Origin of the sequence: Pseudalkalibacillus sp. SCS-8, assembly GCF_040126055.1 — a bacterium.
Lineage (GTDB): Bacteria > Bacillota > Bacilli > Bacillales > Fictibacillaceae > Pseudalkalibacillus > Pseudalkalibacillus nanhaiensis.
In genome coordinates this window covers 3,024,613-3,040,054 of record NZ_CP143541.1, presented here as the reverse complement: position 1 = coordinate 3,040,054, position 15,442 = coordinate 3,024,613, and the positions used below count along the sequence as shown (strand labels likewise).

The following is a 15,442-nucleotide window of genomic DNA, read 5'->3' as shown; positions in this document are numbered from 1 at the left end:
GGGATTTCTTATGAAAAAGTGGTTCATTATGCTTGTGACCCTTGTCCTTGTTTTATCTTCCCTATCAGGCGTTCTTGCAGATGATGACGATGAGCGGGATGATAATCGAAATCAAAAGGCTAAGAAATTTAAACTTGGTGTAGAAGTGCTGCTTGATGACCAAAAAAGCTTGATCAGCGGCAAGAAGGTCGGCTTGATTACAAACCCGACTGGAGTCGATCAAGAGCTTAATAGTGTCGTAGACTTGCTTCATGAGGACCCAGATGTTGAACTGACAGCCTTATACGGTCCGGAGCATGGTGTAAGAGGAAGTGCTCAAGCCGGGGAGTATGTTGAATTTTACGAGGACGAGAAAACGGGGCTCCCTGTGTATAGCCTTTATGGTCCGACGAGAAAACCGACACCAGAAATGCTAGAGAACGTAGATGTATTGATGTTTGATATCCAAGATGTTGGTACCCGATTCTATACGTATATCTACACGATGGCTTATGCGATGGAAGCAGCTGCAGAAAATGATGTTTCATTCATTGTTCTGGATCGTCCGAATCCGATCGGTGGAACAAAAGTCGAAGGACCTGTGCTTAATCCGGAATACGCTTCATTTGTCGGTAAATATCCGATCCCTCTCCGCCATGGGATGACGGTCGGAGAACTGGCAAAAATGTTCAATCAAGAATTCGGGATCGGAGCTGACTTGACGGTTGTTGAGATGGAAGGCTGGAAACGGAACATGTACTTTGAGGAAACCCCTCTGGAATTCGTCCTGCCGTCTCCGAACATGCCGACAGTCGACACAGCACTCGTTTATCCAGGAGCTGCTCTTATTGAAGGGACAAACGTGTCAGAAGGTAGAGGCACGACCAAACCGTTTGAGTTGATCGGCGCACCATTCATTAACAGTACAGAGCTTACAGCCGAAATGAACAATCATCGGTTGAAAGGTGTCCAATTCCGAGCGGCGTCCTTCACCCCTACTTTCTCGAAACACCGAGGTGAGTTGACACATGGCGTTCAAATTCATGTAACTGATCAGAAGAAGTTCAGTCCGATTGATACGGGCCTTCATCTCGTTAAAACCATCCATGACCTATACCCGGAAGACTTCGCTTTCAGGGCTGAAAACAGTGCCGGTATTTCATTCTTCGACTACCTTGTAGGAAATGGATGGATCCGAGATGCCATAGAAGAAGGGCAGTCTGTTCAACAGATCAAGTCACAGTGGATGGATGAGCTGGAAGAATTCAAGGAAACAAGAGAAATGTACTTACTCTACTAACCGCTGAACAAAGAACGAGGGTGACTGGATACGGATGAAGTCACCCTCTATAATTTTCAGATAAGTAACAATATTTCATAAATTGTATTGATTTATGTAACATTATTTTTTAAACTAAAGGTAAACATGAAATGAAAGAGTAGGAGAATGAATGATGTTAAAAGGTGGTTTAATCAGCATCCAGGAAACGATGCCGTCCTTGAAGCCTTCTGAACGTAAGGTTGCCGAATACATACTGACCCATCCTTCAGAGGTTGTGAATCTATCTGTCCAGAAATTGGCGAAAAGGACACAGGTAAGCGAAGCTACGATCATCAGACTATCAAGAACGCTCAGTTTTAAGGGATTCCAAGAATTGAAGCTTCGCATAGCTGGAGATCTTGCTCAATTCAACAACAATACTCATTCCTATCAAGAGATCCAGACAAATGGTTCGATTTCCTCACTTATCACCACGGTATCCCATAACAATGTCCAATCCATAAACGATACATTGTCTGTCTTATCACCTGAAGAAGTTGAAAAAGCAGTTGCTGTCTTAAGTGGAGCTAGAAAAATCGCTGTGTTCGGAATCGGAGCTTCAGCTGTCATTGCACAGGACTTCAAGCAAAAGCTGACGAGAATCAATCGTTGGTGTGAAGCTGGATTTGACTTTGATACACAAGGGACAATCAGTGCAAATTTAACAGCAGAAGATGTTGCATTCGGCATTTCATATTCCGGGCGGACGAAGGATGTCATTCATTCGATGCAAATTGCAAAGGAAAACGGAGCTTGTACGATTTCCCTGACGAAATTCGGAAGTAATCCAGTAGCAGACCTTTCGGATATCAATCTATTTACAAGTTCATTGGAAAAGAGCATTCGTAGCGGTGCGATGAGTTCACGTATCTCACAATTGAACGTCATTGATGTGCTATACCTCGGTATGACAAGTCAGCATTATGAGGAGAGCATCGAAGCGCTGGAAAGAACTCGGAAAGCTGTGCAGGTATCGAAACAAACAGACTGATAGGAACTCGAACATCCAAAGATTTCGACATAACCAAATAAAACGTTTAGGAGGGATTTGACGGTATGAAACGGTTGTTGATTTCTATTCTAGGTGCACTATTCGTCCTTTCGCTTGCACTCTCAGGCTGTAGCAGTTCCAGCTCAGATTCGGATGGAAGTAATGGTAACGGAGATCCATTAACGATCGGAAGCTGGAGGACAGAAGACAAAGCAGCTTATGAAAAAATCATTGAAGCATTCAACGAAGAATATCCCGATATCAAGGTCGAGTTTAAGCCATCTAAAAACACAGAGTATGACACGATTTTGAACACAGGGTTACAAAGTGGAGAAGGACCTGACATCATCCAGCTTCGTCCTTATGCCCCAGGTATGGAATTAGCAAAAGCGGGTTACTTAGAGCCCCTTGATGACCTGGAAGGCATTGATGTTTTCAGCGAAGAGACGATGAAGGCTGCCACATCTGATGATGGCAAGGTGTATGGTGTTCCGTTGTCATTGAACTCTGCCCAAATGTATTACAACAAGAAAATCTTTGAAAAGCATGGATTGGAAGAACCGAAAACGTGGGAAGAGTTCATCAGCTTGAATGAAAAGTTGAAAGAGGAAGGTGTAACACCGATTGCACTTGGTACAAAGGAAGGCTGGCTATTGTCCTTGACCCACTCCATCGTCGGTCCTGCGCATTATGGAGGCAATGAATTCGTAGACGCGATCACGTCGGGTGAGAAGACCTTCAAAAGTGATGAATTCATCTCGTCGGTTGAGGCAATGGATGAGCTGAAGCAATTCTTCCCTGACAATTATGAAGGTTTGGGTATGGAAGATATCCGAACCCTGTTCTTTACAGAACAAGCTGCCATGTTCCCGTTAGGAAGCTGGGAAATTGAAGTGTTACGTGAAATGAATCCAGATCTGGATTTCGGCTTCTTCCCGATGCCTTCAGCGACAGGTAAAAAACCGACAATGACCACGTGGGTGGACGGTTCCTATGGTTTGAATGTTAATTCGGACCAAAAGGAGAATGCGAAAAAGTTCCTGCAATTCATGACAACAGAAAAGTTTGCGAAGCTGTTTTCAAACGAATTGTCACGTATACCTGCTGTACCTGGCGTTCAAACGGATGATGAACTTGTGACAGCCATGGCGGAAGCCTCCAACGACTATTCGACTCCATACTTGATGCTTGTACATTTCAATAAAGGGAATCCGACGACGAAATCAACCCTTGAAACCGAGCTTCAAGGTATGTACTTGGATAAACTGTCGGAGCAGGATGTTGCTACTAAGCTTCAGGAAAATGCTGAAACGTACTATGACCCATTTCAATAAACGATGATTGTGTAAGGGTGGCGAGGAAGTTATGGAACTTGAAACGAAGACCAATCCACAAACAATACCGAGAAAGAAGCGGGACTGGAAGAGGCTGGTCATCCACCTGTTTCCAATTCCCGCCCTCGCCATATATGTAACATTCATCATTTACCCCCTTTTTGCTGCCTTTTCCTACAGTCTGTTTGATTGGCAGGGGATCAAGAAAGGGGCGTACATCGGTTTAGAGAACTTCATTGCTCTTTTTACGAAACAGCCTTTTAACGATATGTTTTGGAATGCTTTCCAGAATAACATTATTTACTTTGTTCTCGAGATGATCGTCCAAAATGGGATTGCTTTCGTGCTGGCTTATATCATTTACAAGAAAATCAGATTTGCCGAGTTCTTCAAGATCGCTTACTTCTTACCCAGGCTGCTTTCGGTCATCATTGTCGGCTTCCTGTGGAAGTTGATCCTGAATCCGAACTTCGGTGCATTGAACGTCTTTTTGGAGAAGATTGGATTGGAAAGCTTGACGAAGGCTTGGCTTGGTGATCCTGACACAGCTTTAATTTCCATAATCTTGGTGAACTCATGGTTCGGTCTCGGCTTTGCAGTGTTGATTTTCCTTGCTGGTCTCCAGGGCATTCCTCATGATTTGATTGAGGCGGCGCGTTTGGATGGAGCAAAGGGATTCACGATGGTCAGGAAAATCATTTTACCTTTGATGATCCCATCGATTACGATCATGACAGTGTTGACCTTCATCCATGCTTTTGAAGCGTTTGAATTGATTTATGCCATGCAAGGCTCGATGGGGGAACCGTATTATTCAACGGATACATTAGCGGTCTACTTTTATCGATTGGCTTTTGGCGGATCAGGTGGTGCAAGCTCAGCAGCGATCGGCCTCGGCTCGTCTTTGGCTGTCGTCCTGTTCATGATCATTGCGGTCATATCAGCGGTTTTCCTATATATATTACGTAGACGGGAAGTCCAGATGTAGGGAGGGAAGAATGAATGAGAGACCATATCGCATCTCGATCTTTGTACTATTTGATTGCATTCCTATTTGCAGTCATCAGCCTATATCCGATCCTTCTGATGATTTATTCTTCCTTCAAAACCAGCTCAGAGATTTTCATGAATCCGTTATCCATTCCAAAATCGTTCAGCTTGGAAACGTATCAAAAGCTTCTTGACCAGATCCCGTTTTTCACTTTCTTTTGGAATAGCGTCTTCGTCAGTGCAGTTTCTGTCCTGATGATTTTATTGTTTGGATCTCTGGCTGCCTTCTACATTGCACGGTATACCTTTTGGTGGAACAACGCCCTTTTCTTTTTCTTTCTGATCGGAATGATGATCCCGATCAAGCTAGGGATCGTTCCGTTGTTCATACTCATGAAGGACTTGAGTTTAATCAATTCTCTCTGGTCTCTCGTGTTCGTTTACACTGCCACAGGAATTCCACTTTCCATTCTGATATTGACCGGATTTTTCCGTACGATGCCAAAAGAGCTCGAGGAGGCTGCCAGAATGGATGGTGCAACGGATCTTAACGTTTTCTGGCATGTATTGCTTCCGATTATGCGACCTGCCCTTGGTACGGTCATGATCATCAATTTCATTCAATCCTGGAATGATTTCTTCTTCCCGCTCGTGTTCATTACCGATGAGATGAAGAAAACCATCCCTGTAGGCATGTTGTCGTTATTCGGGGAATACTCGGCTGACTGGGGCTCACTCTTTGCGGGACTTACATTGTCTTCGTTACCGATGATTGTTCTGTTCTTCATTGCATCCAAGCAGTTCATGGATGGATTGACAGCAGGTGCAGTCAAATAAGGCATAGAGCTTCACAGGGTTGGATGACTACATATGGAAAAGGAGCCATAGGACCAGGAGGACTTTAATGGATAACAAAAAAATGATCACCGAACAACGGAATCACGAATCGGAAAGACTTGATACGTTTTCCGTAAAAGAAATCATAGAAGTCATGAATCAAGAAGATAAAACAGTTGCAGAATCTGTTGAAAAGAGCCTTCCGGAAGTCACAGCAGCGATTGAAGCGATTACGGGTGTGATGAAAAATGGTGGTAAGCTCTACTACCTCGGTGCAGGAACGAGCGGACGCCTAGGGATCTTGGATGCGTCCGAATGTCCACCTACTTTCGGTGTTGAACCTGGTCTTGTCAATGGCATCATCGCCGGTGGTGACAGGGCGATGAAAACAGCGATTGAAAATGCTGAGGACGATCACGAAGCTGGGAAGAGGGATATTGCTGAAGTCGTCACGCCTCGCGATGCTGTCGTCGGTATTACTTCCAGCGGCAGAACACCTTATGTCATCGGCGGGATTGAAAAAGCGAAGAGCATCGGAGCCTTGACCGTAGGTTTATCCTGTAATCCATCTGCTGAGTTAAGTGAATGCGTCGATTACCCGATTGAAATTCTTGTGGGACCGGAAGTTGTAACAGGTAGCACTCGACTGAAGGCTGGCACAGCCCAGAAGATGGTACTGAACATGATTTCCACAGCTGCCATGATCGGACTTGGAAAAGTGTATGGCAATTTGATGGTCAACGTTCAGGCGACGAATGAAAAATTGAGGCGCAGAGTCGTCCATATCATCAGAGAAGCGACTGGTGTGGACGATGAAACAGCTCAGAGGTACAGTGTTACATCGAAAGGAGATGCACGCGCAGCGATTTTAATGATTACATTCCAGATTACATATGACCAAGCTGTGCAGGTATTAAGGGAGAATGATGACCATTTCCCTAGAGCGATGGAAAGCCTGTCAGCAAATAAGACGGATTGACTGAAAGAAGAGAGGGGGAGGCTCCCTCTTTTTTTTTAGGCTCTGTTAGCTTTTATTGTTGAAACTTAAGGAAAAAGAAGCGTAAGGCGGCGACTCCAGCGGGAAAAGCAACAGCTGAAGACCCCGCAGAGTGAGGAACGAGGTCGAGGAGGCTGAAGCGTTGCCCGCGGAAAGCGTCCGCCTGAAGCTGTTCAAAATCAACAACATTAGGAAGTCGAACTGCCAGGAATGCCCTATCCAATTATTGCTGTCCTGTTTCTGAAGTATTATCAGCTTCACCGAGTTGGTTTATAATGTTGTAAAACGAAAGGGGTGACGGCTATGAACGAGGATGTTTTCCAAAGTGTTTATGAAACGATGATGGAACGGGACACACGTTTTGATGGAATCTATTACGTCGGAATCCGTTCAACAGGTATCGTATGCAGACCTTCATGTCGATCACGCTTGCCGAAGAGGGAAAATGTATCCCTTTATACGAGTGTGGAAGAGGCACTTCAAGCCGGCTTTCGACCTTGCAAAAGGTGTAAGCCCGAAAACCCTGGACATCTAGGACCGGATGCTGAAATGGTGGCAGCCGTTCAGAATATCATTAATCGACAATATCGGGAGCCGTTGACATTGAAGGATATTGCACAGCATTTGAATGTGAGCCCCTATCATCTACACAGGGTGGTGAAGCGGTCGACCGGTGAAACACCCTCAGCTCTATTAGTCCGGAAGAGGCTGGAAAAAGCAGTTGAACTTTTTTATGACAGTCAACAAACCATTGCGAAGATATCCGGAAAAGTAGGGTTCAAAAGTCCATCACATTTCTCAGCAGTATTTAAGAAAATGAAAGGCTGTTCCCCAAATGAGTACCGACAAAAAGTCGTAAGGAGGTTGGGAGTATGAATCGATCAGATTTGACAATCACTTGGGGGACGTTCACGCATCCAATATTCCAGGAACGTCCCCTTTATCTGGCTCGAACAGAGGTGGGGTTATGTCGGATTACATGGCCGACAGAAACCTTTGAAACGCTGAAAAATTGGGTAGCGAAGCATTTTCCAGAAGCCGAACTTGTTGAAGATCAAAGCCGGCTTCTTCCATATATCCAAGAGCTTGAGGAATATTGTAATGGAGAGAGGACAGCTTTTACTCTGCCCATTGATATGCGTGGTACATCATTTCAAACATCAGTATGGAAGGCTTTGCAGGAAATTCCCTTTGGCGTTACGAAAAGCTATTCCGATATTGCTGAAAGGATCGATAATCCGAAGGCCGTTAGAGCAGTCGGTACAGCAAATGGGGCAAATCCGATTCCAATCATCGTCCCGTGTCACAGGGTCATTGGAAAAAGCAAGGCGTTGACAGGCTTCAGAGGAGGGTTGAAAGCAAAGGAACGATTACTTACGTTGGAGGGGTTTCATGGCTTTACATCCGTCGGCCACAAGCGGTTTCAATTTTAAGGTCAGCCGTAATGACGTTATCACCCTTTCCCTTCCGGACCCCTTCAGCTTTACAGAAACCCTGCATTATTTGAGACGATCTCCTTTAGAGATCCTTCATCAGGTGGAGGGCGAGAGCGTGTATAAATTGCTTGAGGTTGATGGGGAGAAACGATTGATTGAAGTATCAGCCTGTCAAAACGGGGAGGAGCTCTTTGTCAGGTTTCTTGATCAATTTCCAGCAGATCCTGCCGTTGTTGCGGATTATCTTGCCGAATGGTTCGACCTGAGACGAGATCTGAACGCTTTTTACGAGTCGGTCAGCTGTAATTCAATATTGGCTCCGTTGATTGAGAAGCATAACGGTTTACGCGTAATCGGCGTTCCTGATCTATTTGAGGCGTTATGCTGGGCTGTCATAGGTCAACAAGTGAATCTCCCGTTTGCTTATACGGTGAAAAAGCGGTTCGTAGAAGCATACGGAGAACATCTGGATCGGAAAGACCGTCGATACTGGCTTTTTCCGAAACCAGAACGTGTAGCCATGCTTGAAGCAGAGGATTTGAGGGAGCTGCAACTAACACAGCGAAAGGCGGAATACATCATTTCAATTGCAAATATGATGGCTGACGGAAGCCTCTCGAAGTCTGATCTACTTGAGCTTGAAGGTGATCAGTCAGAAAAGAAGCTATTGGCGATAAGAGGAATCGGACCATGGTCGGCTCATTATGTCCTTATGCGCTGTTTACGGGATCCATCCGCGTTTCCGATTGGAGACGCTGGACTCCATAACGCATTGAAACACATCTTAGGCAGAGAAAAGAAACCTACATATGATGAAATACGTAAGATCTTTGCTCCATGGCAAGGTTGGGAAGCTTATGCCGTCTTTTATTTATGGAGGAGCCTCGGGTGACTTTTGTAAGCTATCTTACAATTAAGTCAAATGACTTTGCACAGGTGAAAATCCTGTGTTACATTCGCTCTGTACCAACCGGTTGGTTTTTTGTCATTAAATCATATATTCAATTTCATTCGTTATGGAAAGAAGGAAGTGGAAGGCAGGAATGTCCTTGAATAGACCAATTTCAGTGTGCTATCGTTGATTGTACCGACTGGTCGGTTTTGACAGTTGGGAAATGATCGATGATACAGGTGATGAATGATGATAAATAAAAAAGAGCAAATCATAAGAGCAGCTTCTGAATTGATCCATTCAAAAGGATATGAAAATACGAAGCTGAGTGACATTTTAAAAGCTGCAGGTATTGGTAAAGGACAGTTTTATCATTATTTCTCTTCGAAGAGGGATCTTGGTATTGCTGTTATCGACCATATCGTCCACGATTGGGAACAAAACCTCATCAAGGGGATTCTTGAGTCAGAGAAGACATCGGATGAGAAGCTCTCTTGTATGCTTGACTGGGCGGTCTCTTACCATGAAAATGTTGCATGCTTCCATGGGTGCCCGTTCGGAAACCTGGCACTTGAAATGAGTGAGCATGACGAGACTTTCCGCACAAAGGTGAATGAGCTGTTTGAACAATGGATTCAACGTTTGGAGGAAATCCTGAGAGATCAAGTTGGAGAGAAGGATGCGAAGCGTCATGCGCAAGGCATTGTTGCCCAGATCGAAGGGGGAATCCTGCTGATGAAGAACTTCCAGGATCAATCGGTTTTGAAGAATGTGATTGAAAATATCCGAGCACAATATTTGAAGGTTTGAAAGGAGAATGACCGATGATTGAACAAATTACTGCTGTATCTAAAGGAATGAATACAAAAGGACAATCCCACCAACACACTGTTGTGATTGATGAACCAGCGAACATGGGTGGAACAGACGAAGGTGGAAATCCGCTTGCGACATTGCTCATTTCTCTTGCTGGATGTGAGAATGCAATTGCTAACTTTGTTGCAAAGGAGATTGACTTCGACCTACAAGGCATTGAATTTGAAATCAATGGCGATATTGATCCGAAAGGAATGATGGGGGATGAAAGTGTCCGCCCATACTTCCAAAAGATTACCGTCAATGCAAAAGTGCAAACAAGTGAGTCGCAAGAACGGATCGACGAGCTCCAAAAAATTGTCGATCGCCGCTGCCCGATTTACACAACGATGGTTGCGGCAGATGTGGAAATGGTACCGAATTGGGTAAAAGCTTAACGACCTGGAAGTCCCTTCATTGAAGGGGCTTTTTACTTTTACGAAAAAGTGGAGTACCCTAAGGTTATGACTTATATAGAAACGGTGAAGAAATGAAGACATTCAAGACGCTAGGGATTTCATCTGCATATAGAGAAAAGTTGACTGAACAAGGCATAACGAATCCTACACCTATTCAACTAAGAACCATTCCTCTGTTGTTGGCCAATAAGGATCTGGTTGCGAAGGCAAAGACAGGGTCGGGTAAGACATTCGCTTATTTATTGCCGATGCTTGAAAGAATGGAAAAAGAGACGAACGATGTTCAATCGTTGATCATTACACCAACCAGGGAGTTGGCCTTACAAGTTACGATGGAGTTGGAGAAGCTTGTATATGGACTGGATATTCGTGTTCTGGCTGTTTATGGGGGCCAGGACATCAATCGGCAGCTTAGAGTATTGGATGGAAAAGTCGATATTGTTGTCGCCACTCCGGGTAGATTGCTCGATCATCTAAAAAGAGGCACGATTGACCTGTCAAAGCTTGAAATGCTGGTCATTGATGAAGCTGATCAAATGCTGCAGATCGGTTTTCTGGATGACATCGAATCCATAATCAATGTTACCCCTAAGACCCGACAAACCGCACTTTTTTCAGCGACGATGCCGGAAGAGGTTCTTCAAATCGTTAACCGGTATTCAAAAGATCCTGAGTGGATATCCGTAGAAGCTGAAGAGATGCATGTCCAGGACATTGAGCAATTCGTCATTGAAACGACAGACCGTAAAAAGCAACAGTCTCTTCTCCAATCAATGAAGGCAGAGAAGCCCTTACTTGCGATTATCTTTTGCAGGACGAAGCGTAGAGTGGATAAACTGCACTTTGCACTTCAAGAGAAAGGCTATTTGACGGAAAAGCTGCATGGGGGTATGACTCAAGCCCAACGTGAAGATGTGATGCACCGTTTCCGTGAGGGACACATCCATTTGCTGATTGCGACGGATGTTGCTGCACGTGGTCTTGATGTTGAAGGGGTGACCCATGTTTTTAATTACGATGTCCCGCTTGACTCAGACAGTTACATCCACAGGATCGGACGTACAGGCCGAGCAGGAGAAAGCGGTGTCGCAATTACATTCATCGCTCCGAAAGATGTACCTCTTCTCACCCAGATTGAACGAGGAATCGATTATCAAATCAAGCGTAAATCGTAGTTTGCATTTTAAGGAATCCGCAGTTTTGCGGATTTTTTTGTTTTTTTTTCAAATCAAATCAATTTGGATGTAAGGGTTATTCGTTATTTTTTCTCCGATCGAGGTAAATCATGCTCTATATATTTTCCGTTATTTTCCCCTTACCCCAAGTGTTTCTCCGTTTGTTTTCTGTTGTTCATGCAAACATTAATAAGGCATAAAACCTTCAAATAAAGGAGATCGATGCATGAAGAAACAGATCGTAACCCTGAGTCTGACTGCACTTATGTCAATCGGTGTATTGGCAGGGTGTAATACAGAGAACAATAACACAGAAGAAGGTATGCAATTACAAACGGTCGATTATAATCGTAACAACAATGATGACCTTCGTACACGGTTAAATAATGACCGTTTCCGTCCGATTTGGTATGGAGGGCAAGAACGTTATCGATTAGAAATTCCGTTTTCTGGGGAAATGCGAGGAAATGGTCCGCAGTACCGTGGTCAATACGGTGGAGGTATGCCTGCAGATCGTGGTAACAATCAACAAGCTGCTCCCCAACAAGGGGATAGACAGCAACAGAACCTACCAAATGGTGATGGGCAAACCATCAGCCAAGTGGAACGAGAAGTCATTGATCTGACGAACCAGGAAAGAGCGAAAAAGGGACTTCCGAAGTTGAAAGCCCATACGAAGCTTTCTCAGGTAGCCCAAGCGAAATCCGACGATATGTTAGAGAATGGTTACTTCTCACATAACTCACCGAACTATGGATCACCATTCCAGATGATGCAGGAGTTCGGGGTATCTTATCAATCCGCTGCTGAAAACATCGCAGCAGGGCAGCGATCCGCTGAACAGGTTGTGAAAGACTGGATGAACAGTCCTGGACACCGACGTAACATCATGAATGGCGAGCTGACTCATATCGGGGTCGGTTACTCGACAGGTGGAAACCAAGGTTCCTACTGGACCCAAATGTTCATCGAGAAATAACAACTTCTCAATAAAGGAAGAGACTGGATAATTATCCAGTCTCTTTTTTTGAGTGTCAGGCACTTTCACGGAAGCGTTGCAGGAGAAGAGGTTTGGATTGGTGTCTGACACTGTCAAAGGACCTTTGCGTCGCAAGGTCTTTGAAAAGTGTCAGACACTAATAGGATGCTCGTTCCTTGCATATCGTTATTTTAGAGTAGTTTTCTATCGATCGGAGAGGGGGCGGCAGATTTGAATTGGGCAAAAAGGAGTGTCGACCGGTGGGATGAACATGCGATCTGGTGGGATGAAATGGAGACCTTATGGAAAGATGGTCCAAGGGCGACCATTTTGGAGTTCTTTTTCCACTTTATTGGAGATGAGCCGAAATGTATTTTGGATTTAGGGTGTGGTCCTGGGATCAGCACGAGCCTGATGATAGAGAAAGGGCATCATGCAGTAGGGACGGACCATTCACCTAATATGATTCAAAAAGCGACTGAACGTGGAGTGGAAGTATTCAAAAGCAACGATAATCGTCTGCCATTCCAGGATGAAGTATTTAATGTGGTATTTGCATGTACTTCCCTTGAATGGACCGATGAACCTCACCAACTGATCAAAGAAACCCATCGTGTTTTGAAGCCAGCAGGAGACTTTGTAGCGGTCACCTTGGGTCCCTATGCAAATCCTCGATCACACGGTTATGATCGACTTTATGGTAACTTTGTCGTTCATAATATGATGATGCCATGGGAACTTCATCAGCTCCTTGATGACCACGAGTTCGAACATAAGGAAAACTTCGGGGTGTACACAGGTGCACACAGCCCCTACCCAAAAATCATTGATCTTCTCGGAGAGAATTGGGTTGCGAAGTCCGCACTATCGTACCTCTATGCGTTTGCAACCAGAAAAAAATAAAGGTGCGGAGCCTATTTGTTAGGTTCCGCACCTTTTCTACTTCAGTGTTTTAATGGTTTGCGATGTTAGCGCCAGTTTTGTTATATACCGCAAGCTTGTCAATCAGCTGGTGGCTGTCGGCATTAAGTCCGATAATTTTAACTGGGATACCGTTTTGTTTGTATTTCAGGACGATTTTATCGACGGCACCGACTGCTGAATCATCCCAGCAATGTGCATGGGTGAAATCGATGATGACCGTGTCGACATTATCCTTGAAGTCGAACTTCGCAACGAAATCTGTAACGGAGGCGAAGAAGAGTTGCCCACGTACATGGTACGTTTTCGAATTGATGTGGTCGTCAATTTTCGTATCCACATGGACCTTTGAAATTTTAGCAGCAAAGAAGATGGCGCTCAAGATGACACCGGCCAAAACTCCTTTGGATAGGTCGTGTGTAAAGACGACGGTTACAACCGTAACGACCATAACAGCTGCGTCTGTCTTCGGCATAACATGCAGTTTCGTAAGTGAAGACCAATCAAATGTTCCAATGGATACCATGATCATGACGCCAACTAACGCGGCCATTGGAATTTGTACAAGTACATTTTGGAATACGATGATCAAGAGCATCAAGACGACACCAGCTACCAACGTTGATAGGCGACCTCGGCCACCTGATTTTACGTTGATGACAGATTGTCCAATCATGGCACAACCAGCCATTCCTCCGAAAAATCCAGCTACGATGTTTGCAGTTCCTTGACCCTTCGCTTCTCTGTTCTTGTCACTTTCTGTATCTGTCATATCATCTACGATTTGAGCCGTAAGAAGAGACTCAAGCAGTCCCACAATCGCTAATGCGAAAGAATATGGGAAGATGATCTTCAAAGTTTCAAAATTCAAAGGTATATCGGGCAATAGGAATATCGGTAATTCACTTGTCAAGTTACCCATATCGCCGACTGTTCGCACACCTGCTCCAGTTGTAACGGCAATGATTGTCATTACAATGATTGCGATGAGCGGTGAAGGGACAGCCTTGGTAAATCGAGGTAAAAGATAAATGATTGCTAAAGCTCCAGCTACCATTACATACATGATCCATGTCTCACCAACAAAGTGAGGAAGCTGAGCCATAAAGATCAAAATCGCTAGCGCGTTCACAAATCCGACCATGACGGATTTCGGGATGAACTTCATCACTTTACCCAGCTTTAAGACACCCATCAACAGTTGGATGACGCCAGTCAAAATCGTAGCGGCTAAAAGATATTGTAAACCATGGTCGGCAACGAGCGTCGTCATCAGGAGTGCCATTGCACCGGTCGCTGCAGAAATCATTCCAGGTCGACCACCTACAAATGCAATCACAACTGCGATACAAAACGATGCGTAAAGTCCTACCATCGGATCGACCCCAGCAATGATTGAAAAGGCAATGGCTTCGGGAATCAAGGCTAATGCAACGACGATACCCGCTAGGATATCACCACGAATGTTGCCAAACCATTCTTGTTGTAATTTTTGTACGTTCAAAAGAATTTTGCACCTCTCTTTTATTTTGTTGCTTTGATTTGCTTCAGCACTTATCGTGCTTAGGCTGTTCTTTTAAATGTGACTTTCAACTCTCATGAAAGTCGGGGCCGTTGTGAACATACGGATTATAACATCGATTCATAATGAAGGATAATCGCAGGAAAGCGCGTACTTATCCTTTTTTCTTCTGTTTTCGACAGCATGCTCTTCCAGAGGGGGCAACTTGATAAATTTGCATTTAGGAGATAACTGGTATATTGTAAAAAGATTGTAAAGTTATTTAAAAAGTGAGAAAATTAAATTACTTCAAGGAGAGTAGTTGTGGTTAGGAGGAGGTCGTTATGTTTACCCAGATCTTATTAGCAACAGATGGTTCCGAACATGCTATGAGAGCCGCTGAGAAAGCCAGTATTATTGCAAATGCCAATCAACAAGCAAAAGTGACGATTGTATATGTCATCGATGGTGCGACCTCTAAATCAGATGTTCTATCTGAAGGAAGTAAGGAAGCGATTGAAGAGAAACGAAAGCAACGTCTGCAAACAACGGAGGACATCCTTCGTACTCATAAAATCAACTACGAAGTGAAAGTGTTGAGAGGTGAACCGGGTCCTACGATCGTTAAGCATGCGAATGATCAAGCCTATGACTTGGTTGTCATCGGTAGCAGAGGATTGAATACCTTCCAGGAGATGGTGCTTGGTAGTGTGAGTCACAAGGTGGCAAAGCGTGTCCAGTGCCCGGTCATGATTGTAAAATAATTCACCTCACAATCGGTTCCATTTCTTGCAATTTTCTTCTTAACCGAACAA

16 protein-coding genes are annotated in these 15,442 nt (G+C 44.4%); 15 read left to right on the top strand and 1 reads right to left on the bottom strand.

Features of this window, described 5'->3' with window-relative positions; all coding sequences use genetic code 11:
- Positions 1-10 precede the first annotated feature (10 nt).
- The 14 genes from V1497_RS15795 to V1497_RS15730 all read left to right on the top strand — a co-directional run bounded on the left by V1497_RS15795 (position 11) and on the right by V1497_RS15730 (position 13,108).
- Entirely contained in the window at positions 11-1,279 is a 1,269-nt protein-coding gene (locus V1497_RS15795) for a DUF1343 domain-containing protein (RefSeq protein WP_349408475.1), read from the top strand.
- 154 nt (positions 1,280-1,433) lie between these two features.
- Positions 1,434-2,291 (top strand): MurR/RpiR family transcriptional regulator, encoded by an 858-nt coding sequence (locus tag V1497_RS15790; RefSeq protein ID WP_414703647.1) that lies wholly within the window; start codon positions 1,434-1,436, stop codon positions 2,289-2,291.
- Between the two features lie 65 nt (positions 2,292-2,356).
- Positions 2,357-3,625: an ABC transporter substrate-binding protein gene (locus tag V1497_RS15785; RefSeq protein ID WP_349408473.1), complete on the top strand. Its 1,269-nt coding sequence runs from the start codon at positions 2,357-2,359 to the stop codon at positions 3,623-3,625.
- Between the two features lie 31 nt (positions 3,626-3,656).
- Positions 3,657-4,613, top strand: coding sequence for a sugar ABC transporter permease (locus V1497_RS15780; protein WP_349408472.1), 957 nt, complete (start codon positions 3,657-3,659; stop codon positions 4,611-4,613).
- Between the two features lie 14 nt (positions 4,614-4,627).
- Positions 4,628-5,452, top strand: a complete 825-nt coding sequence (locus V1497_RS15775) for a carbohydrate ABC transporter permease (protein ID WP_349408471.1) — start codon at positions 4,628-4,630, stop codon at positions 5,450-5,452.
- Positions 5,453-5,519: 67 nt separating this feature from the next.
- Positions 5,520-6,431, top strand: coding sequence for an N-acetylmuramic acid 6-phosphate etherase (murQ, locus tag V1497_RS15770; RefSeq protein WP_349408470.1), 912 nt, complete (start codon positions 5,520-5,522; stop codon positions 6,429-6,431).
- Positions 6,432-6,752: 321 nt separating this feature from the next.
- On the top strand, positions 6,753-7,325 hold the full coding sequence (locus V1497_RS15765) for a bifunctional transcriptional activator/DNA repair enzyme AdaA (protein ID WP_349408469.1): 573 nt from the start codon (positions 6,753-6,755) through the stop codon (positions 7,323-7,325).
- Positions 7,322-7,882 (top strand): methylated-DNA--[protein]-cysteine S-methyltransferase, encoded by a 561-nt coding sequence (locus V1497_RS15760; RefSeq protein ID WP_349408468.1) that lies wholly within the window; start codon positions 7,322-7,324, stop codon positions 7,880-7,882. The genes V1497_RS15765 and V1497_RS15760 overlap by 4 nt, the downstream gene beginning before the upstream one ends.
- Entirely contained in the window at positions 7,842-8,777 is a 936-nt protein-coding gene (locus tag V1497_RS15755) for a DNA-3-methyladenine glycosylase (protein WP_349408467.1), read from the top strand. The genes V1497_RS15760 and V1497_RS15755 overlap by 41 nt, the downstream gene beginning before the upstream one ends.
- A 246-nt stretch (positions 8,778-9,023) precedes the next feature.
- Positions 9,024-9,587: a TetR/AcrR family transcriptional regulator gene (locus tag V1497_RS15750; RefSeq protein WP_349408466.1), complete on the top strand. Its 564-nt coding sequence runs from the start codon at positions 9,024-9,026 to the stop codon at positions 9,585-9,587.
- Positions 9,588-9,601: 14 nt separating this feature from the next.
- The gene (locus V1497_RS15745) at positions 9,602-10,030 is read left to right on the top strand and encodes an OsmC family protein (protein ID WP_349408465.1); all 429 of its coding nucleotides are present in this window, start codon (positions 9,602-9,604) and stop codon (positions 10,028-10,030) included.
- A gap of 92 nt (positions 10,031-10,122) precedes the next feature.
- Positions 10,123-11,226 (top strand): DEAD/DEAH box helicase, encoded by a 1,104-nt coding sequence (locus tag V1497_RS15740; protein WP_349408464.1) that lies wholly within the window; start codon positions 10,123-10,125, stop codon positions 11,224-11,226.
- A gap of 226 nt (positions 11,227-11,452) precedes the next feature.
- On the top strand, positions 11,453-12,205 hold the full coding sequence (locus tag V1497_RS15735; RefSeq protein ID WP_349408463.1) for a CAP domain-containing protein: 753 nt from the start codon (positions 11,453-11,455) through the stop codon (positions 12,203-12,205).
- Positions 12,206-12,436: 231 nt separating this feature from the next.
- Positions 12,437-13,108 (top strand): class I SAM-dependent methyltransferase, encoded by a 672-nt coding sequence (locus V1497_RS15730; protein ID WP_349408462.1) that lies wholly within the window; start codon positions 12,437-12,439, stop codon positions 13,106-13,108.
- 49 nt (positions 13,109-13,157) lie between these two features.
- On the opposite strand, the gene V1497_RS15725 is transcribed toward V1497_RS15730, so the two are convergent.
- Positions 13,158-14,630: a SulP family inorganic anion transporter gene (locus V1497_RS15725; RefSeq protein ID WP_349408461.1), complete on the bottom strand. Its 1,473-nt coding sequence runs from the start codon at positions 14,628-14,630 to the stop codon at positions 13,158-13,160.
- Positions 14,631-14,971: 341 nt separating this feature from the next.
- Here V1497_RS15725 and V1497_RS15720 point away from each other — a divergent pair, with 341 nt between their 5' ends.
- Positions 14,972-15,391 carry a universal stress protein gene (locus V1497_RS15720; protein WP_349408460.1) on the top strand — a complete coding sequence of 140 codons (420 nt, stop codon included), beginning with the start codon at positions 14,972-14,974 and terminating at the stop codon, positions 15,389-15,391.
- The last annotated feature ends 51 nt before the right edge of the window (positions 15,392-15,442 follow it).